The sequence below is a fragment of the Rhizobium sp. P1_C7 genome (assembly GCF_056406295.1).
Window position 1 is genome coordinate 297,200 of the sequence record NZ_JBFUAL010000004.1, and the last position, 25,799, is coordinate 322,998.

A 25,799-nucleotide genomic window follows, 5' to 3' on the forward strand; every position below is an offset into this window, starting at 1 on the left:
AGTGGATTCCCCGCGCTATGCTTCCAGCCGCATGGCCGAGCACCGTAGGCGCTGCGGGGCGGCTTTGGCTGTAAGGGGCAGCAAGAGGAAGAATTGCTCAAAGCCCATAAGTTAGGATACAAATTTGGCCGCATTTTCTCGCCATCCGATTGCCCCCAATCTTTTACGGAGCTCCCAAACAAAGGAGGTCGCCATCGAGATTAAGATAACACCGGACAGTCGTACCTGCAGTGAGACATTTGCGCATTCCGCACATCAAGCAAGCTGCCGCCGAACGCGCTTCCTCGATCGAACGGCAGATCGCCGAGGCCAATTGGGAGATTCCCGCCCCTGGCTATTTATCGCGCACGACCTTCCGAAAGACATCAAGACATTTTTCGATTGGCAGATCTGCCGCCCGGTGAGGAAGGCCAGTGAGCTCAGCGGCTCGATCCAGCTCTGCATCTGGCGCCCATCATGGTTGCAAGCAAACTGCATCAAGGTTCATTGGGGTCCTTGTTCACGCAAGGCTACGCGCCGCTCGTCGCCGAAATCGAGGTGTCGCGCCATGATTTTCGGGTGAGGGCCGGGACGTCGATCACGACTGGAAAGGACCGGGGGCACCCTACCACAGAATTGAAATTCAGCTCGGGTTGTCGCGCTGATCGGCCACTCGACGACCATCGCGCATTGCCGCTTCCAACCAGCGTAGGAATTTTGCTGTCGCCTCGGGGATAGTGTCGAGGTTTCTTGCCACGATCCAGTACGCGCCATGCGAAACCGTCGTGGCAAAAGGCTGGATCAATCGACCGGCGGATATCTCCTCGCGGACAAAGAACTCATCGATAAGGCCTACACCCTGACCGCGCAGGACGGCTTGCAATACCAGGCCGCTGTCGGGATAAACCATCCCGCGTTCCGCCGCGGCAGGGGTATCTGCGTCTGCAAGATCGAACCAGGATTGCCATAGATTGCGATTTTCCTCGTGAATGAGGGGGTAGAGCAGCAGGTCGGACGGCTTTGTCAGCGGCGCGTCCGGCTTGATCGTTGCCGGGGCAATGACGGGGACCATGGTCACGCCGATCAGATGCCGGGACTCCACCCTCGGCCAGTTTGTGTTTCGAGCGCTGTGGCGAATAGCGATCGTGGCCTGATTGGTCCGAAACTCTATCAGGCGTGGGTCGACGTCGAGAACGATGTCGATGTCAGGGTGAGCCCGCTGAAACCGGGGTAAACGGGGGAGCAACCAGCACGCCGCGAAAGAAGGCTCCGAGCTGACGATGACGGCTGAGGAGACATCGCTGTTTCGAATGCTCTCCAGGCCGTCCCCGATCTTGTCGAAAGCGTCCGTCAGGACGGAAAGCAACCGCTCTCCATGGGGCGTCAGCGCAACGCTGCGATGCTTCCGCTCGAACAGCGCATGCCCCAGGGCTGCCTCCAGTTCGCGAACCTGCCGGCTGACGGCTGCTTGAGAGACGAACAGCTCGTCCGCCGCGGACGTGAAGCTTCCCAGGCGCCCGGCAACTTCAAATGTCCTTAGGGCCGTCAACGGCAGGCGCCCGCGCTTCATTCATAACCTCAGGTTATCCGAAGCTGACGATAATCTCGTTTGAAAGACTTGGGCAAGTGGATTCAATGGTCACAAAGGAGACGTGACAATGTGGCAGGAGATCTGGGAAGTCCTTACCGAGGCCCTGTGCCTTGCGACGTTTCAGTCGCGAAACGAGCGTATCGAGAATATTTGCAGAAGTACAAGCGCGCCCTCTCCCGTCAGGGGCCGTGGTCGAGCACGGCCCCTCGTTAGGTCTGCTGTCGTGGCCGCCTATAGCTGTTCGATCATCGTGGCGGCGCTCGAGACAGTCGCCTGGCCCGGATTTTCTTCGACGTTGAGCGATTTGACGACACCGTCTTCGACCAGCATCGAGTAGCGCTTGGAGCGAACGCCGAGACCGCCGCCGGAAAGGTCGGCGTCGAGGCCGAGGGCCTTTGTAAAGCCTGCGTCCCAGTCGGCGAGGAAGTGGATCTTGCCAAGGCCGCCGGAAGACTGCGCCCAGGCACCCATGACGTGCCAGTCGTTGACGGCGATGACGGCGATGTCATCGACGCCCTTCGCCAGAAGGGTGTCGCGGTTTTCGAGATAGCCCGGCAGGTGGTTCAGCGAGCAGGTCGGCGTGAAGGCGCCCGGCACCGCGAAAAGCACGACGCGCTTGCCCTTGAACAGCTGCTCGGTCGTTGTTTCAACTGGGCCGTCCGCCGTCTTTTCCTTGAAAGTGGCCGCAGGAAGCGTGTCGCCGATTGCGATCGTCATGGCTTTCTCCTCGTTCTGGGGTTGCGGCGCGAGGCCGCGGATCGTGGGTGGACTATAGGATGCGGCTATTCAAAGGCAAGCGGGCTTTCGATCGCGCGCGCGCCGTCGATGACGAGTGCACCCCAGGTCTTGCCGCGAACATCGTAGTTCTTCGGCAGCTTGGCGATGGCGATGGTCGTCGTGAGAGCGGTGCCCACGCGCCTGCTGCTCAGCTGCCGCGTAAACACGTAGCCGCTTGGGCCGGAGACGATCACCTCGGGCCTAGTCCCCCCAGGTTCAGGCAGGGTGATCTCAAGCGTCAGTTCCTTCATGTCTTCGGAGAGCGCGTGTTTCGTCACCTCGAACACGGAGGAGGGGGCTTCGGGCAGCTTTGCCTCCGCCGCGGCAAGGATCGTTTCCTCTTGCGGGCGCGATTGTGCCACAGGCGAAAGCTTGATCGCGAATTGCGCCTGGAACGGTACGCAGATGTCCTTGCAGATGCCAATGAACGCATCCCCCTTGATCTCGCTCGCCACCCCATTCTTCGCGGACAGCCTCAGCGGGAACGTCACGGGAGCATCGTAGGCAACCTCGTCGACCTTCCCGTCGGTGATGTGTTTCGGAACGGGGAAATCCATGTGGTCGAGCGTGATACCAGTGTCCGGTGGGAACGTGATGTGGGGCGGGATCCCGCCGCCTCCCGGTTCCCGCCAATAGGTGATCCATCCGGGCTTCGGCTCGATCTGCAAGGCGGCGCGGATCCTTCCGCTCGCATCCGGCGGCAGCGCGATAAGCCGCATCCGACCGCCTTCGTTGTCGGCCCACGCGCTCATCTCCGCACGCACTGCGGACCAAGTCGAGAGCGAAAGGGTCGATGAAATGGCGATCACCAGAATCCGGCGTATCGGAAGGGAAATAGAAGTCATGGAACAAAGGCTTATTGAAAACAGTAGGCTTCGGCCAGAAGCTTCGCTCAATTAAATTCTCATTTTCGGTTGATTGATCCCGGACATTGGCTCATGCTTCCCCTGTCGGGGCCTCGGCGGTCTGGCAGCAGGAGGAATAATGTCCTTATCGACGCTGAAGAACAGACGTGAACGCGGTTTCTTCGATGGCCAATTCCTCATTGCCATGCCAGGCATGATGGACAGCAACTTTTCAAGAGCCGTTATTTATATCTGCGCCCATTCGGACGCGGGCGCCATGGGGTTCATCATCAATCGCCCCCAGGACCTTACCTTTACCGATGTATTGCTGCATCTCGATATGATCAAGGATGACGAGGCGATCGTTCTGCCTCCCCATTCGCGCGACCTGCCGATCCAGGCCGGTGGCCCTGTCGAGAGCGGTCGCGGTTTCGTGCTCCACTCCGACGACTACCTCTCGGAGTCCAGCATCCCCGTCAGCGACGATATCTGCATGACCGCGACGCTGGACATCATCCGTGCCATTTCCAAAGGGATCGGCCCGAAGCGCGCGACCATGCTGCTTGGCTATGCGGGCTGGGGGGCCGGACAACTGGAAGCGGAAATCGGCAGCAACGGGTGGCTCAATTGCCCGGCGAACGAGGAATTGATCTTCGATCGCGGGCTCGACGACAAGTATGAGCGCGCCCTTGCCGGGATGGGGGTAAGCGCAGCCATGCTCTCGACCGAGGCCGGCCACGCATAATCCTGCCTCCAGGCGATCACTCGGTTTCCCCAGTGCATTTTATGAGGCGATGTACACCGACTGTCAGTCGGAGTGTTGGTGCTATCAAGGATGCTGCAGCGGATAATTATCGGAACGATTTAAGCTGGCGGGTGTTTCCCTTTGGCAAGCGGCGACCAAGTCCGCTGTAAAAAGGAGCCATTTTGATGGGAAGCACCACCGACAAGATTTCCGGTAAAACCAATGAGATCGCCGGCAAGGCGAAGCAGGCGGTCGGCAATGCGACAGGTGACGATGCGCTGCGTGGGGAAGGCGCTGTTCAGGAAGCCAAGGGCAAGGTTCAGGTTGCAACCGGCACCGCCAAGGACAAGCTGAAGGACGCCGTGGATCGGCTTTGATGTCTGCTTTCCGGGTTTAACTATCGCCCGCTACGCATTGCGTGGCGGGCTTTCAGGTTGTGAATGTCCATTGATTGGAGACGTGCGATGAGGCTGTTTGCCTGCGACAACTGCGATCAGGTCGTTCATTTCGACAACCGCCAGTGCATGCGCTGCAGCCATCAGCTGGGCTTCCTGCCGGACGACCTTTCGTTGCACGCCCTTGCTCCTCGGGACGGCGGGGGCTGGCGGCTTTTGGCTCAGCCGCATCGCGATGTTCGCTTCTGCGCCAACGCGGTGCTCGATATCTGCAACTGGTTGGTCGCCGACGACCACCCAAGCGGTTTTTGCATTGCATGCCGCTACAACAGACTGGTGCCGAACATCGACACGCAGGACGGGATAGACCGCTGGCGGCGCATCAGCCAGTCGCAACGACACCTTTTTTACTCCCTGCTGCGCTGGCATCTTTCGCCCCCGGATCGTCAAAGCGATCCTGTCAGCGGGCTTATCTTCGATTTCCTTGAGGACAGCGTCCAACTGGACGGTAACGTCGTTCCCGCAATGACCGGACACGAGGAGGGATTGATCGCAATCCGCGCCGCCGAAGCCGACGACCTGACCCGCGAGCAAGCCCGCGCATCCATGAACGAGCCATATCGCACTCTGCTTGGCCACTTTCGTCACGAGACGGGGCATTTCGCCTGGAACAGGCTGGTCCGGGACCGTGGCGGCTTTGAAGGATTTCGCGCGGTCTTCGGAGACGAACGCCAGGACTATGCCGCAGCGCTGCAAGATCACTATTCCAACGGCGCGCCGCTTGGATGGCAGCAGAGCTTCATCAGCGCCTACGCCGCCTCGCATCCCTGGGAGGATTTCGCCGAATGCTTCGCGCACTACCTCCATATCGTCGATACTCTGGAGACCGCGCGCAGTTTCGGCATCGCAATCGACCCGCGCGGCCACGAGGAAATGGCCTCGGAAGTCGATTTCGATCCTTATAGGGCCGGTAGTGCGGAGCAATTGGTCAACGCCTGGGTCCCGCTGACGGTTGCTGTCAATGCCATTCAGCGCAGCATGGGACAGCGAGATTCCTACCCCTTCGTCCTGTCGGCGCTCGTCGTCGTGAAGCTCGAATACCTGCATCGCCTGATCCAGAACGCAGCATCGGGCCAGCGACAAGTCGCGGCCTGAGCCTTGCTAAGCTCGCTTCGTCAACGGGAAGCGCTCCTTCAGCAGCCGCAGCACGGACTCGGAAGCCATGGGCGGCCCAAACAGATAGCTCTGGCCATAGGTGCAGCCCATCTTCGCAAGCTCGATTGCATCGTCGTTGGATTCGATACCCTCCGCCACCACCTTCATATCCAGTTCGCGCGCCATCGAAATGACCGCGCGGAGCACGGTCGACTTCCTGTCGCTGGTGTCGCACACCAGCGCCTTGTCGAGCTTGATGGTGTCGAACGGGAAACGCGTGAGGTAGGCGAGCGACGAATAGCCGGTGCCGAAGTCGTCGAGGGCGAGGCCGAGTCCGATGTCCTTTAGTTTCTCCAGCACGAGACGAGCCTGTTCCGGATTCTCCATGACCATGGATTCCGTCAGTTCAAGCTTCAGGCGCGAAGGATCGCAATGCGTCTTTGCCAGAACCGAGCGCACGTCGTCATAGAGTTCGTTGTTGAGTAGCTGCGCGCTCGACAGGTTGATGGAGACGAAGATCGGCAATTCGCCGGTCTGGTTTTCCCAGCCCATCAAGTCGTTTGTTGCTCGCTCGAGCGCGAAGACGCCGAGCATGTTGATGATGTCGGAGGCTTCGGCGATGGGAATGAACTCGGACGGCGGAATGCTGCCGCGCTTAGGATGATCCCAGCGCATCAGCGCTTCGAAACCGGCGATCTCCACGTCTTCCAGCCCGGCGATCGGCTGGTAGACCATCGAGAGTTCCTTTCGCTCCAGGGCGCGGCGAAGGTCCGATTCCAGCTGAAGTCTGTCGGCGCCGAAATCTCGGAACGCCGGCTGAAAAGGCTCTACGCGATTGCCGCCGGCGCGCTTTGCGCGGTACATCGCAAGTTCCGCATCGCTCAGCATGCCGGATGCGTTTTCCTGCTGGTCGACGAAGGACGCAAGGCCAATCGACGCCGTCAGAATGATCTCGCGGTTGGCGAAATTGATGGGCACCATGATCGCCTTGCTGACAGCGTCGGCAAAATCGGCAATTTTCGTCGGATCGCGTTCGGACGTCAGAATGAGACCGAACTGATCGCCGGAGAGGCGGGCGAGCGTATCCTGCGGCTTGAGCAGCCGACGCAGGCGGCGGGTAAGCGCAATCAGGATGTTGTCGCCGGCGGCAATGCCCAGAGCATCGTTGACCAACTTGTAGCGGTCTATGTCGATCACCATCACCGTCGGGCGAAGCGTGTCGCCGCCGGGAGCCAGCGCCAGCACACCCTGCAGCCGGTCGAGGAACAGCTGGCGGTTGGGCAGGCCCGTCAGGTTGTCGTGAAGGGCATCCTGCAGCAGGCGGTCGATGGAATTCTTCTGTTCCGTCACATCCACCACCGTGCCGACGCAGCGGATGACCTCGCCGTTCGAACCAAGCACCGGACGGGCGCGAATCAAGAGCCAGTGGAAATGGCCGTCCTCGGCACGGATACGGAATTCGTGGTTCAGCCGGCCACGGCGATGCTCGAGCAGCACGTCGAGCGTGGCGCGGAACCGGTCTCGGTCGTCGGGATGCAGCCGTGGCAGCCAGTTGCGCGCCGCGCCGTGCATGGCGCCCGGCGAGAGGCCGAGCTTGACGGAAACGTCAGGAATGGTGACGACTCGGTCGCGCGCCACATCCCAGTCCCAGACCATGTCGCCGGAACCGGTCAGTGCAAGAGACTGCCGCTCCAGATCGGAAAACAGACCCTGCTGGAACGCGCCGCCGGCAAAGGCATGCTGCATCACCGTGAAGCCGATAAGGAGCACGATGAGAACGAGGCCGCCGCCGAGCGCCGGCTGGATGATGTCGTTGTCGAGCCGGCCCGTAATCGTTAGCCACGCCCCGAAGATCCAGACGAGAATGAGCGCCCACGCCGGAACCAGGAGGATGGCCCGGTCATAGCGGTTGAGCCCGAGATAGATGATCAGCAAAAGGCCGAGCGTCGCCGTGAGGGCAAACGACAGCCGAGCGACGCCGGCGGCGATCGACGGGTCGTAGATTGCCACGCCGAAGAGCAGAGCAAGGCCGAGCACCCAGGCAAGCGTCAGGTAGCCGAGATGCGTGTGCCAGCGGTTCAGGTTCAGGTAGGTAAACAGGAAGATCACGAAACTCGACGCCAGCGCCACCTCGGCGCAGGCGCGCCATATTCGCTGGTCCGCAGATGCGATGCTGACAAGCTTTCCAAGAAAGCCGAAGTCGACGCAGATATAGCCGAGCACCGCCCAGGCGAGCGCCGCTGTCGCCGGCAGCATGGACGTTCCCTTGACGACGAACAGGATCGTCAGGAACACGGCCAGCAGGCCGGCGATACCGAGCACGATGCCGCGATAGAGCGTGAATGCGTTGATAGTGTCCTTGTAAGCGTTCGGTTCCCAGAGGTATATCTGCGGCAACTCGGGGGTGGCCAGTTCCGCGACGAAGGTGATCACAGCGCCGGGGTTGAGCGTGATACGGAAGACGTCCGCTTCATCGCTCGGCTGCCGATCGAGCGCAAAGCCTTCGCTCGGCGTGATGGCGATGATGCGCTGCGAGCCGAGATCCGGCCAGAAAAGCTTGGAATTGACGAGACGGAAATGCGGGGCGACGATCACGCGCTCCAGCTGCTCGTCCGAGACGTTGGCAAGCGCAAACACCGCCCAGTCGCCCTGATGGTTGTCGGAGCTGGCACGTACCTCAATACGGCGGCGGATACCGTCGGCGCCGGCCGCGGTTGAGACCTGGAAGGCCTCGCCTTGGTTGGCATAGATTTCGGTGGTCGCCGTCAGATCGAGCGCCGTGTCGTCACGGGAAATCTTCACGGGTTCGGCTGCCTGCGCCGCACCTGTCATCAGCGCCAAAGCCGACAGAAAAAGAGCTGCGATCACCGCGATATGTCGTCCGGCCGGTGATGAGGGCAGCATGCGGTTTTTAGTCATCGGCTGTCGGTTGTCCTGCCTTTATCCGTGTCGGTGGCCAGTAGTGAAAACATCACATGGTCATGCCACTGACCGTTGATTTTCAAATATCCGCGCAGATAGCCCTCCCGCTGAAACCCGGCTTTTTCAAGTAGGCGGATGCTCCGAGCATTGTCTGGAATACAGGCTGCTTCGATACGGTGCAACTCAAGCCCAGCGAAGATATAGGGTATAACCAACCGAAGTGCGGCGAACATATGGCCTTGGCCGGCATGGGCTTCGCCCATCCAGTAGCCGATCATGCAGCTCTGAGCGGCACCCCTTCGGATATAGCCGATGGTGATGCCCCCGAGCAGTGTCATGCTGTTCCTGTGAAACAACAACAGCGGGATCGCCTGTCCCGAAGCGTATTCCTGCTTGCCGCGAATGACGCGGGCGCGGTAGGCGCCCTCCGTCAGTTCGTCACGGCGCCAGGTAGGCTCCCAAGGCTCGAGAAACTGCCGGCTTGCAGCCCGCAGCTTGTGCCACTGATTGAAGTCCTGGTAGCGGGGCAGGCGGAGCACATAATGCTCGTTCTCAAGCTCCACTGCTTCCGGCTGCCGCGACAGGAACCGAAAAACCGATTTGGGCATCGATTACTCCCGGCAGGATGGAGGTGGGTTCAGAGTACGGCCTGTTTGCTCTGAGGGGCGGGCGATGAAAGCGACGCGGCGATATCTTCCATCGGAGCAAGATGTTCGAGCGGGCCGATCGCCGAAAGCGTCGGCACGGTGTCGAAGAACAAGCGCCCGGCCAGGTCTGTCAGTCGTTCGACGGTGATGCCCTCGAGGCGCTCCATCATTTCCGGATTGGAGATTGGTCGGCCGTAGAGCATCATCTGCCGTGCGATCTGGCCGGCCCGTGCTGCCGGGCTCTCCTGGCCCATCAGCAGCTGCGCGCGGATCTGCGCGCGAGCACGCTCGATTTCCTTCTGGTCGATTTTTGCCGCCGACTTGTGCAGTTCTTCGATGATGACGGGCACCAGTTCCGGCAGGTTCTCGCCGCCGGTCGCGGCATGGATGCCGAAGATGCCGGTGTCGGAGAAGCCCCAATGGAACGCATAGATCGAATAGCAGAGGCCGCGGATTTCCCTCACTTCCTGGAACAGCCGGGACGACATGCCGCCGCCGAGGATGTTGGCGAGGATCTGCGAACAGTAGAAATCGCGGGCGTGGTAGGCCTTGCCCTCGAAGCCGAGGAGGATCTGCGCGTCCATCAGGTCACGCGTCTCGCGGATGTTACCACCGATATATTTCGCAGCTTCCATGACCGGCGGTGCGTTCGGGGCCGTCGGCAGCGATGCAAAGCGGTCCTCGACCATGCGCACGAATTCGTCATGCTGCACGGCGCCGGTCGCGACAACGAACATGCGATCGGTGGTATAATTGCGGCCGAGATAGCCGCGGATCTGCTGCGGTGTGAAGGAGACGACGGTCTGCGGCGTGCCGAGAATGGCCCGTCCCAGTGTCTGGTCGCGATAGGCTGTCTCCGAAAATTTGTCGAAAACCACATCGTCGGGCGTGTCGTTCGCAGCGTTGATTTCCTGCAGGATGACCTGCTTTTCGCGCTCGAGTTCTTCTTCCTCGAAGGCGGATTCCGTCAGGATATCGGCAAGAATATCGACAGCAAGCGGAACGTGGTCTTTCAGAACACGGGCGTAATAGGACGTTGTCTCGGTGGACGTCGCGGCGTTGACTTCACCGCCGACATCCTCGATTTCCTCCGCGATTTCGCGGGCGCTACGGCGCGCTGTCCCCTTGAACGCCATGTGCTCAAGCAGGTGCGCAATGCCGTGCTCGTCTTCCGTTTCGTTACGCGAACCCGATTTGATCCACACGCCGAGCGCAGCGCTTTCGAGATGCTGCATCGTTTGTGTGACTACTGTCAGCCCGGATTTGAGCCGGGTGCACTCAACTGTCATTGGCTATCTTTCTGCGCCTGCCGTCTCTCAGGCCCGGACATGCTTGCCGATGAAGGTTTCAACGGCCTTGAGCTCGGGTTTGATGATCTGGAAACGCTCCTCCTTGTGCATCATATCAGCAAGCCACGTTGGAAGCGCGGGGTCAATACCGGAGGCGGATTTTACGGCCGCCGGGAATTTTGCCGGGTGAGCCGTGGCGAGCGTGACCATCGGCATGTTCGGCTTTTCGTGCTTTTCCGCAACGAAAACGCCGATGGCGGAGTGCGGATCGAGGAGATAGCCGGTTTCAGCAACAGTCTTCTTGATCGTCTCGGCCACCTGCTTTTCGCTGGCGCGCCCCGCGCGGAAGTCCTTCTTGATGAAGGCGAGGGCATCTGGTGCGATCTCGAAGCCGTTCGACTGCTTCAGGCTGTCCATGGCGGCTCGCACCTTGGATGCGTCGCGATCATAGGCTTCAAACAGCAGGCGTTCGAAGTTCGAGGAAATCTGGATATCCATGGAAGGTGAGGTCGTCGCCTTGACGTCCTTCATTTCGTAGCGACCGGTTTTCAGCGTGCGCGCGAGGATGTCGTTTTCGTTGGTGGCGACCACCAGCTTGCCCATCGGCAGTCCCATGCGCTTTGCGCAGTAACCCGCGAAAATGTCCCCGAAATTGCCCGTCGGCACCGTGAACGAGATCTTGCGGTCCGGGCCGCCAAGCGCGATCGAGGTCGTGAAGTAGTAGACGATCTGGGCCATGATGCGCGCCCAGTTGATCGAATTCACGCCCGAGAGCCTCACCTTGTCGCGGAAGGCGGCGTCGTTGAACATGGCTTTGACGAGGTTCTGGCAGTCGTCGAAGTTGCCCTCGACGGCGAGCGCGTGAACGTTGGCAGCGGTGGAGGTCGTCATCTGCCGCTGTTGCACCGGCGAAACCTTGCCCTGCGGGAAGAGGATGAAGATGTCGGTGCGCTCACGCCCGGCAAAGGCGTCAATCGCTGCGCCGCCGGTGTCGCCCGACGTGGCCCCCACGATGGTGGCGCGCTCGCCGCGCTTCTCCAGCGCAAAGTCCATCAACCGCGCCAGCAGCTGCATGGCAACGTCCTTGAAGGCAAGCGTCGTGCCGTGGAAGAGTTCCATCACGAAGCTGTTCGGTCCCGTCTGGACAAGGGGCGCAATCGCCGGATGACGAAAGGTGCCGTAGGCTTCGTCGATCATCGCCCGGAAGGTAGCGTCGGGGATTTCGCCGTTGGTGAACGGCGAAAGGATGGTGAAGGCGATATCCTGATAGCTCTTGCCGCGAAGCGCTCGAATGTCCTTCTTGGAGAACTGCGGCCACTCGCGGGGTACGTACAGGCCGCCGTCACGCGCTAGACCCGTCAGCAATGCATCGCAGAAACCGAGGGAAGGGGCTTCGCCGCGGGTCGAGATATATTTCACTGTCGTCATCCTTGATGTGCCGGCCGGAGCGAATCCGGGTTGGAGAGAAAGCTTGCCCCGCGTAGCATCTCGCTCGCCCTGTCGTGCCTGGCCGACAGCAGTCCCGAAATGTGCATCAAAACAGTGCTTGCCCAATCGATTTTTGTTTGCGCCGCTGATATAGACCATCGCAAACTGTCACGAAAGGCCCTGTCTGCAACTCGCTGGGCCTGCCAAAAAACTTTGTGAAGAGGGTGGAATAGTCGTGCTTGGCAAGGTCTCGCGTCTTATCGTTTCTGCATCGGTCGCCGCTATTCTGGTTGGCTGCAACTCGCTCGGCATGGGGGGCGGGGAGAACAAGGCCGAAGCGCCGGCCCAGTCCGGCGGAACGGCGCAGATCATGCCGCTGGCCCCCGCCAATCCTTCCTCGAGCAATCTCTCCATCGGCACGGCGACGACGGCCTCGGGGGCCACCGCCCCCGTCGTGCAGGGCGCATGCCCGCAGATCTACATGAAGGATGCAGAGGCGATCTTCAGCAGCTATGCCGGCGGCGCCAGGACGGGCGACGCGCAGAAGCTGGCCTACCAGGCCTCGATCGGCAATTACACGCGCCAGTGCACGCTGAACGAAACGAACCTGACGATGACTGTTGTGGCGCAGCTGCGCGTCCTCGCGGGACCTGCCGGCAATTCCGGCAAGGTGACTTTGCCCGTACGCATCACGGTTCTCGACGGTGAGGATGCGCTGTATTCGGAAGTCACGAACTTCCAGGCAGAGGTTTCATCCACGGCTGCGACGCAGGTGCTGTTCCGCAAGGATGGCATCAGGCTGCCGGTCGGCTCAGGCGCTCTCGTGCGCGTCAACATTGGCTTTGACCAAGGCGCGCCGAAAGGCAGCAAGAAGAAAAAATAAGTTCGGCACCCTTCCTTGTACCCTGGCGTTACGGTGCTTCCAACCAGCTGTGGTAAAGAGGATCAGGTGAAGATCGGCATCGTCGTGAATCCGGCCCCCGGCCGGCGTGGACGAAAACTATTCTGGTCAATGCTGAGGCGTGCGCTGGAGACGAGACGCGCCGACATAAGCTTGCGTGAGACCGAGGGGTTCGGCGACGGCGAGCGTTTCGGGCGTGAACTGGCGGAGGGCGGCTCCCATCTCGTGGTTGCCGTGGGTGGCGATGGCACGATTGGCGAGGTGGCGGGTGGCGTCTTGAAGTCAAGCCGTCCCGAAACGGCATTCGCTTTCATTGCGACCGGTACGGGCTGCGACTTCTCGCGCAATTTCTCCATGCCGCAGAGCCCGGAAAAGCTCGCCGAGCATCTGACATCCCCCGCAATCCGGCAGATAGACGCTGGTCTGCTGACATGCAGCGATGAGGATGGCGATAATCTCGCGCGGCACTTCACCAACATTGCAAGTTTTGGCGTCTCCGGACAGATCGTCCGCGCAGTCAACGCGGCGCGCCGGCATCGGCGATTGCCGGGTAGCATGGTGTTCTTGTACCACAGCCTCGTGCAGATCCTGCTGTACAAGCCCTGCAGCGTGCGTCTCCGCCTCGATGGCGAAGATGTCTACGACGGGCCGATCACGACGGTCGCCGTCGCCAATGGCGCATGGTTTGGCGGTGGAATGAAAGTGGCGCCCGACGCGGATGTCGCCGATGGTTGGTTCGACGTCGTTATCATTCGCGCGGCGCCGAGGCTGAAGATCCTGATGCTCATGAACAGCATATACAGCGGCGCCCACCTCAACAGCCCACTCGTCAGCGTACACAGGGCCAAGTGCGTCGAAGCCTGGCCGATCGGCAAGGCAGTCGCGTTGATCGACAGCGACGGCGAGGCCCCGGGGCAGCTGCCGGCCCGCTTCGAGATGCTCGCGGGCGCGCTTAGCCTTAGAATATAGCGTTCATGGAGATCTTCGGGCTATGGGGGCCGTTCCCTTTGCCGATTGCATCGCCCAGGGACAGGCCCTCCTGCGAGTTCGCAAAGACGTTTGCGCCGCCGGACCTGGCCGATTTCTTGCTGTCGAGCTGGCAGGGCGCAATGCTGCGCATGAATGTGGACCGGTCCGATCGCCCCCTTGAACTCTTCAAGCAGATTATTTTTGCCACCGCGTTCGGAGGAGAGAAGTGATGGCAACTGAAAAATCGATAGGGATTCTCGATAGTCATATTGCCTATGTCGAGGAAGGAGCGGCACTCCGGTTCTATTCCGTCACGGCAATCCGACATCGTCTTATATCTGGCGAAACGTCATCCCGCACGTCTCTCCGCTCGCCCGCTGCATTGCGCCCGACCTGATCGGTCTCGGCCGGTCCGGCAAGCCCGACATCGAATGCAGCGTTGCAGACCACGCCCGGTACTTGGCTGTTTTCGTCGATGCGATGCGGTTGGATCGTTTCGTGCTCGTTGCTCAGGACTGGGGCACGGCTCTTGCCTTCGATTTGGCGGCGCGCCGCCCCGACGCCGTGCTTGGACTGGCTTTCATGGAATTCATCCGGCCGACGCAGTCCTGGGATGATTTCCATCAGCGCGATGCTACGCGAGACCTGTTCAGGGCGCTGAGGACGCCGGGCGAAGGCGAAAGGCTGATCTTCGAGCAGAACGTCTTCATCGAGAAGGTGCTGCCTGCCTCGATCCTCAGAACGCTGAGCGAGGAGGAAACGGAAGCTTACCGGGTTCCTCACCGCCGAATGCCGCAGGCGGGTGCTTAAGGTTTCCGCGCGAGCTGCCGATCGAGGGGAGCCCGCCGGATGTCCACGAGAGGCTGCGGACAGCGCATGCGTCGCTGCGCGCGTCCTCCTGTCCAAAGCTCTTGTTTTCCGCCGAGCCGGGGGCGCTCATTTCTCCGGCATTTGCCGAAGAGTTCGCGGCAGCGCTTGAGAATTGCGAGCTGGTCAAGCTCGGACCCGGTGCGCACTATCTGCAGGAAGATCATCCCAAGGCGATCTGCAAGGCAATAGCCGCACGAATCGCGGAAAACCGGAAGGAGGCGGCAAGCGAGAGGAGAAAGTCGGTTGATAAAACAAGACAGGCCTGAAATATGGCCTATCTTCCTTCTCCTACAGAGCGCCTTCCCATTCTGCGAGCGCGGTGACTACGCCTGGCAGGTCGCTCATGCGCGAGATGACCGTCTCGGCGCCTGCGTCCGTCAGCGTGTCGGCGTGCGAAGGGTAGGTATGCGAGGCGCCGGTGAAGCCGATGACCCGCATGCCGGCCGCACGCGCCGCATGGATGCCGTGAACGGAATCCTCGACGACCACGGCCCTGGCAGGCGAAACGCCCATCTGCTTGGCGCCATGCAGGAAAATATCCGGCTTCGGCTTGACGCGATCGGCGCCGAGATCCTTGGCTGAGAAGATATGCGGCGCAAACAGCGGCTTGAGACCGACCTTGCCGAGCATCATGTCGAGACGCTTGCTGCTCGAGTTTGAGCAGATGCAGCGCTTGAGGTCCAGCCGCGACAGAGCCGATTGAACGCCGGCAATCGCCTGCACGTCCTGCTCGAGCCGCAGGTCAAGCAACTGCTCGGACTTGTCGAGAAGCGATGCGGAAATGGGAATGCTCGCCTCGCGCTCGATCTGGAAGAGGATGTTCGCCCAGGTCATGCCGGAGAAGCGCTCGCCCATTTCCTCGACGCTTATCGGGTAGCCTGCTTCCGTCAGAAGCATGGATTCGACTTGCGCGGCGATGATTTCGGAATCGACGAGAACGCCGTCGCAGTCGAAAATGATGAGGTCGAAGCCGTCCATGTTATCAAGCCTTGTTTGGGATCATGCCGCTTTACACGATGGGTGGCCGGAGCTCAACCGGCCGCGCGACATGGCTGGATTGCGCCGCGCGGGCGGCTTTGCCGCTTTCCTGCCGGAATTGCCTGCCGCGCGCCGCCGTTCTTGCCTCGACAAGCCAATTCCGGCTCTCTAATGGATGGGCATGGGTAAAGAACCTGAAGACACAATCGCAAGCCGCATCAGCCGCGTTCTCGCCGACCGAATCGTTCACGGCGAGCTGCCGGCGGGATTGCGTCTTCGGCAGGATCATATCGCCGAGGAGTTCGGCACCAGCCACGTGCCGGTGCGCGAGGCCTTCCGGCGGCTGGAGGCGCAAGGCCTGGCGATCAGCGAGCCGCGCCGAGGCGTTCGCGTGGCATCCTTCGACCTGAAGGAAGTACGCGAGGTCGCGGAGATGCGGGCCGCGCTCGAAGTACTGGCATTGCGCCATGCCGCCCAGCACCTGACGCCGGCCATCCTCGATGCCGCCGAGGAAGCCACGCGCGATGGAGATGCGGCCGCGGATGTTCAGGCCTGGGAGGATGCGAACCGCCGCTTCCACCGCCTGATTCTCGCGCCATGCAGCATGAGCCGCCTGCTTGCCTCGATCGACGATCTTCATGCGGCAAGCGCCCGCTTTCTCTTTTCCGCCTGGCGTTCAGGCTGGGAAAAGCGCACCGACCACGACCATCGCGCGATCCTGCTGGCGCTCCGGCAGGGCAGGGTCGAGGAGGCCGCTTCCACCCTCGAGAGACATGTGCAGTGGATCGGCCGTGCGCCGCAGTCCGCTCAAAAGGGCACAGGCGCCCGGGAAGCGTTTGCCATCGTCGGTTGACGGGCTGCTCGTGAAGAGAGTCAGGCTTGCGCCGATGTTGCAGGAAGCGCTTCGCCCGAAGGCAGCAGCGGAAAGAGCGACAGAAACTGCCGCTCGCCGTCGGGAGAAAATATCACCGAACGGCTTCCTGCCGTGCGTCGCGCCCAGCCCTTGTCGAATAAATTCGAAAGCAGGGCCTTGCCGAGGCTGCCTGCCAGATGCGCGCGCCGCTCGCTCCAGTCGAGACAGGAGCGGCAGAGAGGACGGCGCGACGATTGGAGATCGCCGACATCGATACCGATGCAATTCAACTCGCTCGCGCCTCGCGATGTAATAGCCAGCCCGTCGCCGATCGCACCGATCGCGCCCGTGGTGATCAGGCTGTCCAGCATCCGAACGCCGTAGTCTCCGGCCAGGTGGTCGTAACAGATCCGAGCCTTGCGCAGCGCGGGCTCTTTCGGGCCTGGCCGGTGGCGCAGATGCCCCCGCCCGGCTGCAAAGCCCATGATGCTCTCCAAAAGCTTGCCGACGCCGTCATCTGCGAGCGTGAAATAGCGGTGGCGGCCCTGCTTGCGTTGGGCAAGCAATTGGCCGGCCTCGAGCTTGGCGAGGTGCGTGCTTGCCGTCTGCACGGTGACGCCGCCGGCGGCCGCGAGCTCCGTTGCCGTTAATGCCTTGCCGTCCATCAGCGCGGTCAGCATGTTGGCGCGGGCGGGATCGCCGATGAGTGCCCCGATCTGGGCGATGTCAGGTCCTTCTTTCATACTTCGATCGTAACCGAAGCATTGTCGCCGGGCAACATGCGAGAACTGTCTCACAACACAAGGAGACAAAGATGCTAACCTGCTTCATCCGCTACGAGATCGACCCCTTCAGGAAGGAGGAGTTTGGCGAATACGCCCGCAACTGGGGCCAGGCAATCCCGCGCAATGGTGCCGATCTCGTCGGCTATTTCGCACCGCACGAGGGTTCGGCAACTACGGCCTACGGCGTCTACAACATCGAAAGCTTGGCCGCCTACGAGGCTTACCGCGCGCGGCTCGCCACCGATCCGCTCGGCAAGGAAAACTACGAATTCGCCAAGCGCGAACGCTTCATTCTGAAAGAGGACCGCATCTTCCTGATGAACGTATCCCTACCTCACGCCATACAGGTCGCGCCATGATCGCCGTCATATTCGAGGTGCTTCCCTACATGGGCGAACGCCACACCTATCTCGATCTTGCCGGCGAACTGCGCGCCGAACTGGACAAGATCGATGGTTTCATCTCGATCGAGCGCTTCGAGAGCCTGACAACGCGCGGCAAGCTGCTTTCGCTGTCGTTCTGGCGCGACGAGGAGGCCGTCAAGGCATGGCGCAACCTCGAAGTCCACCGTGCCGCTCAGGCTGCCGGCCGCAACGGCGTCTTTGCGGACTACCGCCTGCGCATCGGCCACATCGTTCGCGATTACGGAATGAACGAGCGCGCCGAAGCACCGACCGACAGCCGCCGGGTGCATGACACGGCGGCCTAGTCGTCGGTAAAACGCGCGCACAGATCGTCGATGGCAATCTGCAGATGCGGAATTTCATCGGCGATCACGCCCCATAGGATCTTGCGTGGCTCAAGACATTTCCGATCGCCTTAACCTGTGGCCATGGGATGTCCGGATGCAGCGATCTTATTTTCTGGCGCAGCGCTCGGATTGCTTCGGATATGATCTCGATCACGCGTTTCAGCGCAGGTGAAGAAGCAAATCGCTTTGGTAGTTGCAAAGGATTTTCCGGCAACTGCGCGCTCAATGCCGTCGATCGCCTCTCGCAAGTCATCAAGTACATGCCTGATCTCGCGTGGTCAGCATACCTGCAACGCCGATTTCTCGATCTTGGATTTGAGGCGTGGATGCACGCCGTCACGCGTGGTGATGTCACCGAAGCGTCTAGAGTTTCTGCGAGCATGAGTTTGTTTGACGCTGATCTGATCGAAGACAAGAGGTCGATATCTCTTGTCGTCGCGGGCGACCGAACCGAAGAGATAAGCGAGGTCGCAACGAGCGCGCGCACGGCTGAGGCGTTCCTCTTCAGATGTTCGACAGCTTCTCGTTTTTTCATGGTTTCTCTCAACAGCATCTCGCTAAAGTTTTCCACGTCGCGATTATTTTCCCAAATTCGTTCAGCAATTCAGGCTTTGGTAACCAAACTGAGTAACCATAACAGACAGTAAAAAGCGTAATTATGTATGAGCGAGTTTCCAGATGGCGTCAGTATTTCCGCTTGCCGATCTCAAGGCCTCCGCACAGCCGGGCGCCTGGATCGACACGATCATCAAGGGCGATTGCGTTGCTGCTCTTGAAGCCCTGCCGACCCACTCCGTAGACGTCATTTTCGCAGATCCGCCCTATAACCTCCAGCTCGGCGGCACGCTGCACCGTCCGGACCAGTCACTTGTCGACGCTGTCGACGACGAGTGGGATCAGTTCGCTTCCTTCGAGGCCTATGATGCCTTCACGCGTGCCTGGCTGCTGGCCTGCCGCCGCGTTTTGAAGCCGACCGGCACCCTCTGGGTCATCGGCTCCTATCACAATATCTTCCGCGTTGGCGCCACGCTGCAGGATCTGAACTTCTGGATCCTCAACGACATCGTCTGGCGCAAGACCAACCCGATGCCGAACTTCAAGGGCCGCCGTTTCCAGAACGCCCACGAGACGATGATCTGGGCGAGCCCAAATGCGAAGGCGAAGGGCTATACCTTCAACTACGACGCGATGAAGGCTGCCAACGACGACGTGCAAATGCGCTCCGACTGGCTGTTCCCGATCTGCAGCGGCAACGAACGCCTGAAGGGCGAGGACGGCAAGAAGGCGCATCCGACCCAGAAGCCGGAAGCACTGCTGGCCCGCGTCATCATGGCGTCTTCGAAGCCCGGCGATATCATCCTCGACCCGTTCTTCGGCTCTGGCACGACAGGCGCCGTTGCCAAGCGCCTCGGCCGTCACTTCGTCGGCATCGAGCGCGAGCAGGATTACATCGACGCAGCCTCCGCCCGCATCGAGGCGGTGGAGCCGCTCGGCAAGGCTGAACTGACGGTCATGACCGGCAAGAAGCAGGAAGTCCGCGTGGCGTTCAACGTGCTCGTCGAAAGCGGCCTGATCAAGCCTGGCCAGGTGCTGACCGATGCGAAGCGGCGCCATAGTGCGATCGTGCGCGCGGACGGTACGGTGGCTTCCGGCGGCGAGGCCGGTTCAATTCATCGTCTTGGTGCGAAGGTCCAGGGTCTTGATGCATGCAACGGATGGACATTCTGGCATTTCGACGACGGACAATCCCTGCGCCCGATCGACGATTTGCGGTCCGTGATCCGCAGTGATCTGGCAAAGGCGGAGTGACCCACGCTCAAGCCTGATCGAAACTGCCTTCTTCCGGTTTTTGTACCTCCAGTTGCGGAAGAAGGTAAAAGGCGCCCGGGGATCAACACCCCGGGCGTCTTCACCTGCGAATTCGCTGCGATAGGCACAAAGCCTTTTCTGAGCGCGCGTTCTGTGTCGTCGTCTTGCCAACGGTCTGGATATGGGGCTTCCCAGGTCAGGCGCCGCAAGGTCCGCACGCTAGTTCCGCTATATCCCAGCAGCTTGAGACGAAGCAGCAGTAGGCATGGATCCGACTGGATCCCCGCCGAGCCGAATCCCCCACTTGGTCCAAGACGCATTGCGGCGTATGTTCTGAACCGGAATGAGGCATCCAATGCTTCATCGACATGTGAAGACCTGACATTCGCATACTGCTTGCGCAATTCCTTCTTCAACGCGGTAATATTGGAGGGCGCAAACTTAATTGTAGCGTCAAACATCAGACGATCCGCTGTCCAAGTCGATGTCTGCCGATTACTCACCGACCTTGTGAACGCGGTCGCCGTCAGTCAAATCCGCCATACAACCCGGCAGCATGTTTGGGGAGGCTCACAATTCAAGCTTGTATCAACCGACTGGCTCAGTCTCAAGACGATAGAGCCGGATATTGTGAGGCCCGCACCTGACATTGGTCAAGAATCTGAAAACGCCCGGGATGGAAACCCCAGGCGCTTTCGTGCCGTTGACGACGTGCTTTCAGCGTTGAAGCAGGGCCATCCGCTCTTCGTCCTCGTCGCGCTGCCGGCCGCCGATTGCGGCGGCCACACTTGCGATGAAAGCGCCGACACAGAGCGACAACGCGCCGAGCAGGGCCACGGCCGATGCTGTCTTGCGCGCCGTATCCGCTGCCTGTTGTGTCGCCACCTTGGCGTCATCGATGCGCTTCAGCACAGCATCCACCCGTGCCTTCGCATCTGCTTCCGAGAGACCTGTCCGCGATGCAACCACTTGGTCCAGATAGGTTCGGTCGTCGGCCGAAAACTCACCCGCGGCAACACCGTGCAGAAGAATGCGCGATACCTCGGCACTGACGGCCTCATTGTTTTGGCCGGCCCCCGCGCCTTGATTCGCAGGTGCCGCCGTCGCATTTGCCGGGCGCAGGAGCGCGTCCGTGAAAAAGGCCTGAGAAAACGCGCCACCGCCGTCACCGGCGTTGGCAGCCGTCGCCGCGCCTGCCGCACCGACAGCGCCCACAGCCGTCGCCGTTGCCTGCGCACCGGTGCTTACGACGGAGGAGAGTGCCGAGCCGAGCAACCCGGCCACCACCACCGTTGCCAGCGCCCAGGCCAGAAAGCCGTGGGCGGTATCGCGGAAGAATATCTCGTATGTATGGACACCGACCCATTTGGCTCGCAGCCGCCCGGTCAGGTAGCCGCCGAGCGCCGCGGACACCCATTGCACGACGATCAGCCAGATCGCCGCCGATGCTCCGACGGTGGTGAGAGAACTGCTGTCATGCGACCAAGGCGAGATCATCGTCAGGCCCAAGCCCGATCCGATCACGATGAAGATGAGCGTGATCGCAGTTGCAGCCAGAGTGCCGGCAACGATTGGTCCCCAGCTCACGGCCGAGGACGAGGATTCCAGTGGCGCGTCCGTGGCCACGGCAGAGGAAGTATACGACATCGCGACCACCCCCTAATGCCAGAAAAGCAGGATAAGCAGGATCAGCGGAATCGGAATTCCGAGAAACCAAAGCAAGATACCTCTACCCATCGTAACCTCCTGTCAGCCGAGCTGACTTATCGTTTTGCTACAAGCCGCGTCATGCACGGGTCATCTCAAAACCGTCGAAGGCACTCATTGTTCCTAACGCGACGCGCAATTTGACGTTCCGTGTCGCGCCGGGAAGGTAGGTCTGCGGTCAGAACGCCTGATAATCGGTCACTTCGACATGGGTGACGCGGCCGTTCTCGTCGAAGGTGATCGTTTCCTCGCCTTCCCGGATCAGCGGCTTGCCTGTCTTGCTGTGGGTGGCTCGAACCGACCATACGGCGCGGCCGGCCTTCGGGCCAACCTTCTCCACCAGCGTGTTGAAAGCCGTCTGGTCCGGATAGTCTTCGAAGTACTTCCGGAAGGCGTCCATGATCTCGTCGCGTCCCGACAGGCTGCCGACGCCGTTGGAAACGTAGGTCGCATCCTCGGCGAAATAGGCTTCGATCGCATCAAAATCGAGCGCGTTGATGGCATCGTGAAAGCGGATGATTTTCTTGACTGGATCGAACCCCATTCTCAGATCCTGACGCCGCGTGCGACAAGGTCGGCGCGCAGCTTGTCGGCGCCGGTGAACAGGACGGCATCCCAGCCGGCCGCTTTGGCACCTGCGACGTTGGGTGCCGAGTCGTCGATGAAAACAGTTGCCGCGGGATTGAGATCGAAGCTCTTCGCGTGGGTTTCGTAGATGGCAATGTCGGGCTTGACGAGACCGACATCGCCGGACACTGTGACGCCCCGCGGCTTGACCAGGAATGGAAAGCGGACCTGCGCCTCGCGGAACGTGTCGGAGGCGAAGTTGGTCAGCATCGTCACGTCCTGGCCGTCCGCGATCAGTCCCTCCATGATAGCGACGCTGTCGTCGTAGGCGTGTGATACCATCTCGTGCCAGTGCTTGCGGAATGCGCGGATGTGCTCCTCGTGCGTCGGGTGAGCATCGATCAGCAGCGCTTCCGCATCTCCCCAGGTGCGTCCACGATCCTGCTCGACGTTCCAGTCATGGGTGCAGACGTTGTCGAAGAACCATTTGCGTTCGGCTGCGTCAGGAATGAGGTGGCTGAACGGAATATTCGGATCGTAATGTATGAGAACTTTTCCAATATCGAAAACGATATGATGAATGGGCATCTGTCAGTCCTTCGGGTGTTTGAACGCAAGTGGAATAGCCGTTGTGATCGCTTTTTTCATGACGGTCGGCAGCGCCTGGGAAACAAGATTTGTAACCGGCTCCCACCAACCGTTATCTGCTTGAATTCGCGAGAGGATCGCCACCCTATAGATCGATAGCCGAAGCTCGAAATGGGTGAATACGTGGGTCACTGTACCGCAGGCCTCCCAGCCTGCCGCAAAGGGCGCCGCATCCGCCGATGTCTCGCCGTCCTGGCGTGCGGTCCATCCGGTTGTCGGCACTTCCGTCATGCCGCCGAGAAGGCCGCTTTCGATCCTCCGCCGCAGCAGGATCTCGCCATCCGCAGTGACAGCGATGAAGGCTGCGCCATAGCGAACCGGCTTCTCTTTCTTCGCGGCCTTGACCGGGAATTTCTCCGGATCGTGCAGCCGTAGCGCCTCGCATGCTCCCCTGAACGGACAGAGGGAACATGCCGGACGCTTCGGGGTACAGATCGTCGCGCCGAGATCCATCATCGCCTGAGCGAAATCGCCCGGCCGGTCCGCGGGGGTCAGCAGCGCAACCTTCTCCCTCATCAGCGGTTTTGCCGCCGGCAGCGGTGCCGAGATGGAATAAAGGCGTGAGATCACGCGCTCGACATTGCCGTCCATTACCGCCGACTGCCGGTTGAAGGCGATGGCAGAGACAGCCGCTGCCGTATAGTCGCCGATACCGGGAAGCGCCTTCAGTCCTTCTTCCGTGTCAGGGAACACGCCGCCATGGTCGCGCGCCACCGCCTCTGCGCATTTTTTCAGATTGCGGGCGCGGGCATAGTAGCCGAGGCCTGCCCAAGCCGCCATCACATCCTCGCTTGGCGCATTCGCAAGATCGCCCACGGTCGGCCAGCGTGCCAGGAAATTGGCGAAATACGGCTTCACCGCCGGCACCGTCGTCTGCTGCAGCATCACCTCGGAAAGCCATACATGATAGGGCTCGGCCTTGATGCCGCGCGCCGTCATCGGCGGCGAGACGCGCCACGGCAAGTCGCGGTGGTGCCGGTCGTACCAGTCGAGGAGGGGCTTTGCGGAAGGCGCGTCGAGAGTCGTTGATGTCATCATTTGCCGTGTTGTGGGGAAGTGGCCTATACTTGGCGAAGCAATGGCGTCCGATCAAGGCAGCGGCGCCGAACGGCGGCGGCATCCGAAGGTTTCGATGAGTTATCCACGCAAAGATGTGAAGCAGATTTCCGAGTTGGCCAATGGCCTGATCGATCCCGTGCTCGCCCGCCGCGCCGGTATCAACACGGCGCTCCTCGGTTCGTGGGACGAAATCGCTGGCGTGGACTTCGCCGATTGCACGCGGCCGGAAAAGATAGCCTGGGCGAGGGGCAACGACGACGGCAGCTTCCGCCCCGGTGTACTGACCATCGCCTGCGAGGGCGCTCGCGCATTGTTCCTCACCCATGCCCAGGGCGAACTCATCCAGCGCATCAACAGCTTTTTCGGCTTCTCGGCCGTTCATCAGATCAGAATTGTCCAAAAACCCGTGTCGCAGGCCGCAAAACGCTCCCGCACGCCGCAGCCATTGAAGGGCGAGGCGGCGAAAAGGCTGGAAGGCATGATGGAAGGGATCGAGGGCGACAAACTGCGTGAGGCGGTGAAGCGGCTCGGCACGGCGGTACTGGGAAAGCGCCGATAATGCTTCCTATACGGTCCAGGGATTGATGACCGGCACGCCGACCGCATCGAACGGCGCTACATCACGCGTCGCAACAGCAAAGCCGTGCACCTTCGCGATAGCCGCAATCTGGCCATCGGGCAGCGAAATCCCTCTTCGCGCCGCGCGACCATGATGGAGCATGAGGCATATTGAAAGGCTGCCGCCTCGTCGAAAGCCAAAACGCGGGATTTGAACAACCTCGATACCAAACTGCTCAAGCGGGCTCGAAGGTCTTCCTTTCGTTTGCCGTCGAGCCGGCCCAGCACCCTCTGCTCGCAATTCGTCTTCATCGTCTGTGAAACGACATTCGTATCGAGAATGATCATTCGAAGTTGCGGGTTTGATCGGCGTTGCATCGCGCGTGATCTGAAGCTCGACACACTCGCGGCCGAATGCGGTTCATTTGTTCCTTGGGGGAATCGCTTCTTCCAGAATGTCGCGAATCTTCGCCTCGGTGCTTCGCCCAGTGCGGGCCGGCCGAAGCTTCAGGGCGCGATCGGTCTCGTCAGGAAGGTTGCGAAAAGTAATCGCAGACATTTAACGGCTTCCGTTTCGGTGATGATTTCACATCCTCAACGTTGATAGCAAACGATGGGGCGCCACGGAACAACGACACATGAAGAACAATTAATCTTGTAACCTTGGCATGGTCACAATTCTTTGAAGGAAGTTGGCAAAGCGTGCCTTGTTCGCGGCCTCACGTCGTTATATCGCACAGTTATGCCGTCACTCTCTTCTCATATGGGGAACTCATGCAGATGTCTGAAATGCAACTGACAAAACGCCAGCTTCTCGGCGGTGTCGCCGCCGCGACGGCAACCCTGGCGGTGTTCAGCACCGCGAATGCGGCGGTCGAAATGCCGAAGGCCGACGGCGACGTCGATATGACCGCCGTCCTGACGCCCGGCGCGCTGCCGGAAATGGGGCTCGGCCCGGAAAACGCCTCGGTCAAGATCGTCGAATACATGTCGATGACCTGCCCGCACTGCGCGCACTTCCACACGACGACCTTCGACGAGATCAAGAAGAAGTATGTCGACACCGGCAAGGTTCGTTTCATTATTCGCGAATTCCCCTTCGATCCGCGCGCTGCCGCAGCCTTCATGCTGGCCCGCTGCAATGCCGCTAAGCCGGAAGAACTGAGCACCCCGGAACAGTATTTCCCGATGGTCTCGATGCTCTTCAAGCAGCAGGAGACCTGGGCTGCCGCCGACGATGGCCGCGCGGCGCTGCTTCAGATGTCCAAACTTGCTGGATTTACTGAGGATAGCTTCACGAAGTGCTTGACGAACCAGAAGCTGCTGGATGAAGTGAACGCGACGCGGGAACGGGGCTCCAAGGAGTTCGGCGTCAACGCCACGCCGACTTTCCTCATAAACGGAAAGCGCTATTCTGGAGACATGTCGGTTGACACGTTGTCGGCCCTTATCGACAGCCTGCTCTAATTTGAACCGTTCCGGAATGACGGACGGCGGCAGAAGCCGCGTGCCCGTTTTTTGCTTTGGGCTTTGCTTTCTGCCCAGTGGGGAGAAGGTGTCCGCACGACGGA

General features: G+C 60.6%; 30 protein-coding genes. 15 read left to right on the forward strand and 15 right to left on the reverse strand.

The features are described 5' to 3' along the window. Positions 1-622: 622 nt before the first annotated feature. The 3 genes from AC1D2R_RS08260 to AC1D2R_RS08270 form a co-directional block, all read right to left on the reverse strand. A complete protein-coding gene (locus AC1D2R_RS08260; protein WP_477966597.1) occupies positions 623-1,549 on the reverse strand; it encodes a LysR substrate-binding domain-containing protein in 927 nt (308 codons plus the stop codon). 252 nt (positions 1,550-1,801) lie between these two features. Further along, complete coding sequence (locus tag AC1D2R_RS08265; RefSeq protein WP_477966599.1) at positions 1,802-2,287, reverse strand: redoxin family protein; 486 nt, start codon at positions 2,285-2,287, stop codon at positions 1,802-1,804. Positions 2,288-2,352: 65 nt separating this feature from the next. Next, positions 2,353-3,192 carry a protein-disulfide reductase DsbD domain-containing protein gene (locus tag AC1D2R_RS08270; protein ID WP_477966601.1) on the reverse strand — a complete coding sequence of 280 codons (840 nt, stop codon included), beginning with the start codon at positions 3,190-3,192 and terminating at the stop codon, positions 2,353-2,355. A 139-nt stretch (positions 3,193-3,331) separates the two neighbouring features. Between AC1D2R_RS08270 and AC1D2R_RS08275 the strand changes: the two genes are divergently transcribed. From AC1D2R_RS08275 to AC1D2R_RS08285, 3 genes are all read left to right on the forward strand, one after another. Next, positions 3,332-3,937, forward strand: coding sequence for a YqgE/AlgH family protein (locus AC1D2R_RS08275; RefSeq protein WP_477966603.1), 606 nt, complete (start codon positions 3,332-3,334; stop codon positions 3,935-3,937). Between the two features lie 185 nt (positions 3,938-4,122). Continuing rightward, positions 4,123-4,314: a CsbD family protein gene (locus AC1D2R_RS08280; RefSeq protein WP_477966605.1), complete on the forward strand. Its 192-nt coding sequence runs from the start codon at positions 4,123-4,125 to the stop codon at positions 4,312-4,314. 87 nt (positions 4,315-4,401) lie between these two features. After that, the gene (locus AC1D2R_RS08285; RefSeq protein WP_477966607.1) at positions 4,402-5,487 is read left to right on the forward strand and encodes a zinc-binding metallopeptidase family protein; all 1,086 of its coding nucleotides are present in this window, start codon (positions 4,402-4,404) and stop codon (positions 5,485-5,487) included. Between the two features lie 6 nt (positions 5,488-5,493). Here the strand turns inward: AC1D2R_RS08285 and AC1D2R_RS08290 are convergent, their stop codons facing one another. The 4 genes from AC1D2R_RS08290 to thrC are packed head-to-tail and all read right to left on the reverse strand — an operon-like array spanning position 5,494 to position 11,773. Beyond that, positions 5,494-8,406 carry an EAL domain-containing protein gene (locus AC1D2R_RS08290; protein WP_477966609.1) on the reverse strand — a complete coding sequence of 971 codons (2,913 nt, stop codon included), beginning with the start codon at positions 8,404-8,406 and terminating at the stop codon, positions 5,494-5,496. Further along, positions 8,403-9,017 (reverse strand): GNAT family N-acetyltransferase, encoded by a 615-nt coding sequence (locus AC1D2R_RS08295; protein ID WP_477966611.1) that lies wholly within the window; start codon positions 9,015-9,017, stop codon positions 8,403-8,405. The genes AC1D2R_RS08290 and AC1D2R_RS08295 overlap by 4 nt, the downstream gene beginning before the upstream one ends. 29 nt (positions 9,018-9,046) lie before the next feature. Next, positions 9,047-10,345: a M16 family metallopeptidase gene (locus AC1D2R_RS08300; RefSeq protein ID WP_477966613.1), complete on the reverse strand. Its 1,299-nt coding sequence runs from the start codon at positions 10,343-10,345 to the stop codon at positions 9,047-9,049. A gap of 27 nt (positions 10,346-10,372) precedes the next feature. Next, positions 10,373-11,773: a threonine synthase gene (thrC, locus tag AC1D2R_RS08305; protein WP_477966615.1), complete on the reverse strand. Its 1,401-nt coding sequence runs from the start codon at positions 11,771-11,773 to the stop codon at positions 10,373-10,375. Between the two features lie 235 nt (positions 11,774-12,008). On the opposite strand from thrC, the gene AC1D2R_RS08310 reads away from it, so the two are divergent. The 5 genes from AC1D2R_RS08310 (at position 12,009) to AC1D2R_RS08330 (ending at position 14,779) form a co-directional block, all read left to right on the forward strand. Beyond that, a complete protein-coding gene (locus AC1D2R_RS08310) occupies positions 12,009-12,656 on the forward strand; it encodes a hypothetical protein (protein ID WP_477966617.1) in 648 nt (215 codons plus the stop codon). A 66-nt stretch (positions 12,657-12,722) separates the two neighbouring features. Further along, positions 12,723-13,643 carry a diacylglycerol/lipid kinase family protein gene (locus tag AC1D2R_RS08315; RefSeq protein ID WP_477966619.1) on the forward strand — a complete coding sequence of 307 codons (921 nt, stop codon included), beginning with the start codon at positions 12,723-12,725 and terminating at the stop codon, positions 13,641-13,643. A 229-nt stretch (positions 13,644-13,872) separates the two neighbouring features. Then, a complete protein-coding gene (locus AC1D2R_RS08320) occupies positions 13,873-14,040 on the forward strand; it encodes a hypothetical protein (protein ID WP_477966621.1) in 168 nt (55 codons plus the stop codon). Next, entirely contained in the window at positions 13,980-14,453 is a 474-nt protein-coding gene (locus AC1D2R_RS08325; RefSeq protein WP_477966776.1) for an alpha/beta fold hydrolase, read from the forward strand. The genes AC1D2R_RS08320 and AC1D2R_RS08325 overlap by 61 nt, the downstream gene beginning before the upstream one ends. A 101-nt stretch (positions 14,454-14,554) precedes the next feature. Continuing rightward, entirely contained in the window at positions 14,555-14,779 is a 225-nt protein-coding gene (locus tag AC1D2R_RS08330) for a hypothetical protein (protein WP_477966623.1), read from the forward strand. Positions 14,780-14,801: 22 nt separating this feature from the next. On the opposite strand, the gene AC1D2R_RS08335 is transcribed toward AC1D2R_RS08330, so the two are convergent. After that, entirely contained in the window at positions 14,802-15,491 is a 690-nt protein-coding gene (locus AC1D2R_RS08335; RefSeq protein WP_477966625.1) for an HAD family hydrolase, read from the reverse strand. A gap of 181 nt (positions 15,492-15,672) precedes the next feature. Here AC1D2R_RS08335 and AC1D2R_RS08340 point away from each other — a divergent pair, with 181 nt between their 5' ends. Beyond that, positions 15,673-16,344: a GntR family transcriptional regulator gene (locus tag AC1D2R_RS08340; RefSeq protein WP_037059927.1), complete on the forward strand. Its 672-nt coding sequence runs from the start codon at positions 15,673-15,675 to the stop codon at positions 16,342-16,344. 20 nt (positions 16,345-16,364) lie between these two features. On the opposite strand, the gene AC1D2R_RS08345 is transcribed toward AC1D2R_RS08340, so the two are convergent. Beyond that, positions 16,365-17,087 (reverse strand): ArsR/SmtB family transcription factor, encoded by a 723-nt coding sequence (locus AC1D2R_RS08345; protein ID WP_477966627.1) that lies wholly within the window; start codon positions 17,085-17,087, stop codon positions 16,365-16,367. 71 nt (positions 17,088-17,158) lie between these two features. Here AC1D2R_RS08345 and AC1D2R_RS08350 point away from each other — a divergent pair, with 71 nt between their 5' ends. The 4 genes from AC1D2R_RS08350 to AC1D2R_RS08365 all read left to right on the forward strand — a co-directional run bounded on the left by AC1D2R_RS08350 (position 17,159) and on the right by AC1D2R_RS08365 (position 19,689). Beyond that, positions 17,159-17,488: an NIPSNAP family protein gene (locus AC1D2R_RS08350; protein WP_477966629.1), complete on the forward strand. Its 330-nt coding sequence runs from the start codon at positions 17,159-17,161 to the stop codon at positions 17,486-17,488. Next, the gene (locus tag AC1D2R_RS08355) at positions 17,485-17,838 is read left to right on the forward strand and encodes an antibiotic biosynthesis monooxygenase family protein (RefSeq protein ID WP_477966631.1); all 354 of its coding nucleotides are present in this window, start codon (positions 17,485-17,487) and stop codon (positions 17,836-17,838) included. The genes AC1D2R_RS08350 and AC1D2R_RS08355 overlap by 4 nt, the downstream gene beginning before the upstream one ends. Positions 17,839-18,020: 182 nt before the next feature. Continuing rightward, entirely contained in the window at positions 18,021-18,527 is a 507-nt protein-coding gene (locus AC1D2R_RS08360; protein ID WP_477966633.1) for a hypothetical protein, read from the forward strand. A gap of 31 nt (positions 18,528-18,558) precedes the next feature. Beyond that, positions 18,559-19,689, forward strand: a complete 1,131-nt coding sequence (locus tag AC1D2R_RS08365) for a DNA methyltransferase (RefSeq protein WP_477966635.1) — start codon at positions 18,559-18,561, stop codon at positions 19,687-19,689. Between the two features lie 717 nt (positions 19,690-20,406). Here AC1D2R_RS08365 and AC1D2R_RS08370 read toward each other — a convergent pair. The 4 genes from AC1D2R_RS08370 to mutY form a co-directional block, all read right to left on the reverse strand. Next, positions 20,407-21,336, reverse strand: coding sequence for a hypothetical protein (locus AC1D2R_RS08370; protein WP_477966637.1), 930 nt, complete (start codon positions 21,334-21,336; stop codon positions 20,407-20,409). Positions 21,337-21,574: 238 nt separating this feature from the next. Beyond that, positions 21,575-21,940: a nuclear transport factor 2 family protein gene (locus AC1D2R_RS08375; RefSeq protein WP_477966639.1), complete on the reverse strand. Its 366-nt coding sequence runs from the start codon at positions 21,938-21,940 to the stop codon at positions 21,575-21,577. A gap of 2 nt (positions 21,941-21,942) precedes the next feature. Continuing rightward, the gene (locus AC1D2R_RS08380; RefSeq protein WP_477966641.1) at positions 21,943-22,551 is read right to left on the reverse strand and encodes an HAD family hydrolase; all 609 of its coding nucleotides are present in this window, start codon (positions 22,549-22,551) and stop codon (positions 21,943-21,945) included. A gap of 3 nt (positions 22,552-22,554) precedes the next feature. Continuing rightward, positions 22,555-23,646 carry an A/G-specific adenine glycosylase gene (mutY, locus tag AC1D2R_RS08385; RefSeq protein WP_477966643.1) on the reverse strand — a complete coding sequence of 364 codons (1,092 nt, stop codon included), beginning with the start codon at positions 23,644-23,646 and terminating at the stop codon, positions 22,555-22,557. Between the two features lie 97 nt (positions 23,647-23,743). Here mutY and AC1D2R_RS08390 point away from each other — a divergent pair, with 97 nt between their 5' ends. Then, on the forward strand, positions 23,744-24,229 hold the full coding sequence (locus tag AC1D2R_RS08390; protein WP_477966778.1) for a DUF721 domain-containing protein: 486 nt from the start codon (positions 23,744-23,746) through the stop codon (positions 24,227-24,229). A gap of 6 nt (positions 24,230-24,235) precedes the next feature. On the opposite strand, the gene AC1D2R_RS08395 is transcribed toward AC1D2R_RS08390, so the two are convergent. After that, positions 24,236-24,391, reverse strand: coding sequence for a hypothetical protein (locus AC1D2R_RS08395; RefSeq protein WP_477966645.1), 156 nt, complete (start codon positions 24,389-24,391; stop codon positions 24,236-24,238). A 258-nt stretch (positions 24,392-24,649) separates the two neighbouring features. Further along, positions 24,650-24,787, reverse strand: a complete 138-nt coding sequence (locus tag AC1D2R_RS08400) for a FitA-like ribbon-helix-helix domain-containing protein (protein WP_477966647.1) — start codon at positions 24,785-24,787, stop codon at positions 24,650-24,652. 221 nt (positions 24,788-25,008) lie between these two features. On the opposite strand from AC1D2R_RS08400, the gene AC1D2R_RS08405 reads away from it, so the two are divergent. Then, positions 25,009-25,695, forward strand: coding sequence for a DsbA family protein (locus AC1D2R_RS08405; RefSeq protein WP_477966649.1), 687 nt, complete (start codon positions 25,009-25,011; stop codon positions 25,693-25,695). Positions 25,696-25,799 lie beyond the last annotated feature (104 nt).

What these genes read in the sequence shown, in the direction of transcription:
- AC1D2R_RS08260 (WP_477966597.1), bottom strand. Translation starts at nt 1,549, where the DNA reads ATGAAGCGCGGGCGCCTGCCGTTGACGGCCCTAAGGACATTTGAAGTT.
- AC1D2R_RS08265 (WP_477966599.1), bottom strand. Translation starts at nt 2,287, where the DNA reads ATGACGATCGCAATCGGCGACACGCTTCCTGCGGCCACTTTCAAGGAA.
- AC1D2R_RS08270 (WP_477966601.1), bottom strand. Translation starts at nt 3,192, where the DNA reads ATGACTTCTATTTCCCTTCCGATACGCCGGATTCTGGTGATCGCCATT.
- AC1D2R_RS08275 (WP_477966603.1), top strand. Translation starts at nt 3,332, where the DNA reads ATGTCCTTATCGACGCTGAAGAACAGACGTGAACGCGGTTTCTTCGAT.
- AC1D2R_RS08280 (WP_477966605.1), top strand. Translation starts at nt 4,123, where the DNA reads ATGGGAAGCACCACCGACAAGATTTCCGGTAAAACCAATGAGATCGCC.
- AC1D2R_RS08285 (WP_477966607.1), top strand. Translation starts at nt 4,402, where the DNA reads ATGAGGCTGTTTGCCTGCGACAACTGCGATCAGGTCGTTCATTTCGAC.
- AC1D2R_RS08290 (WP_477966609.1), bottom strand. Translation starts at nt 8,406, where the DNA reads ATGACTAAAAACCGCATGCTGCCCTCATCACCGGCCGGACGACATATC.
- AC1D2R_RS08295 (WP_477966611.1), bottom strand. Translation starts at nt 9,017, where the DNA reads ATGCCCAAATCGGTTTTTCGGTTCCTGTCGCGGCAGCCGGAAGCAGTG.
- AC1D2R_RS08300 (WP_477966613.1), bottom strand. Translation starts at nt 10,345, where the DNA reads ATGACAGTTGAGTGCACCCGGCTCAAATCCGGGCTGACAGTAGTCACA.
- thrC (WP_477966615.1), bottom strand. Translation starts at nt 11,773, where the DNA reads ATGACGACAGTGAAATATATCTCGACCCGCGGCGAAGCCCCTTCCCTC.
- AC1D2R_RS08320 (WP_477966621.1), top strand. Translation starts at nt 13,873, where the DNA reads ATGGCAACTGAAAAATCGATAGGGATTCTCGATAGTCATATTGCCTAT.
- AC1D2R_RS08335 (WP_477966625.1), bottom strand. Translation starts at nt 15,491, where the DNA reads ATGGACGGCTTCGACCTCATCATTTTCGACTGCGACGGCGTTCTCGTC.
- AC1D2R_RS08340 (WP_037059927.1), top strand. Translation starts at nt 15,673, where the DNA reads ATGGGTAAAGAACCTGAAGACACAATCGCAAGCCGCATCAGCCGCGTT.
- AC1D2R_RS08345 (WP_477966627.1), bottom strand. Translation starts at nt 17,087, where the DNA reads ATGAAAGAAGGACCTGACATCGCCCAGATCGGGGCACTCATCGGCGAT.
- AC1D2R_RS08350 (WP_477966629.1), top strand. Translation starts at nt 17,159, where the DNA reads ATGCTAACCTGCTTCATCCGCTACGAGATCGACCCCTTCAGGAAGGAG.
- AC1D2R_RS08355 (WP_477966631.1), top strand. Translation starts at nt 17,485, where the DNA reads ATGATCGCCGTCATATTCGAGGTGCTTCCCTACATGGGCGAACGCCAC.
- AC1D2R_RS08360 (WP_477966633.1), top strand. Translation starts at nt 18,021, where the DNA reads ATGATCTCGATCACGCGTTTCAGCGCAGGTGAAGAAGCAAATCGCTTT.
- AC1D2R_RS08365 (WP_477966635.1), top strand. Translation starts at nt 18,559, where the DNA reads ATGGCGTCAGTATTTCCGCTTGCCGATCTCAAGGCCTCCGCACAGCCG.
- AC1D2R_RS08370 (WP_477966637.1), bottom strand. Translation starts at nt 21,336, where the DNA reads ATGTCGTATACTTCCTCTGCCGTGGCCACGGACGCGCCACTGGAATCC.
- AC1D2R_RS08375 (WP_477966639.1), bottom strand. Translation starts at nt 21,940, where the DNA reads ATGGGGTTCGATCCAGTCAAGAAAATCATCCGCTTTCACGATGCCATC.
- AC1D2R_RS08380 (WP_477966641.1), bottom strand. Translation starts at nt 22,551, where the DNA reads ATGCCCATTCATCATATCGTTTTCGATATTGGAAAAGTTCTCATACAT.
- mutY (WP_477966643.1), bottom strand. Translation starts at nt 23,646, where the DNA reads ATGACATCAACGACTCTCGACGCGCCTTCCGCAAAGCCCCTCCTCGAC.
- AC1D2R_RS08390 (WP_477966778.1), top strand. Translation starts at nt 23,744, where the DNA reads ATGAGTTATCCACGCAAAGATGTGAAGCAGATTTCCGAGTTGGCCAAT.
- AC1D2R_RS08395 (WP_477966645.1), bottom strand. Translation starts at nt 24,391, where the DNA reads ATGCTCCATCATGGTCGCGCGGCGCGAAGAGGGATTTCGCTGCCCGAT.
- AC1D2R_RS08400 (WP_477966647.1), bottom strand. Translation starts at nt 24,787, where the DNA reads ATGTCTGCGATTACTTTTCGCAACCTTCCTGACGAGACCGATCGCGCC.
- AC1D2R_RS08405 (WP_477966649.1), top strand. Translation starts at nt 25,009, where the DNA reads ATGTCTGAAATGCAACTGACAAAACGCCAGCTTCTCGGCGGTGTCGCC.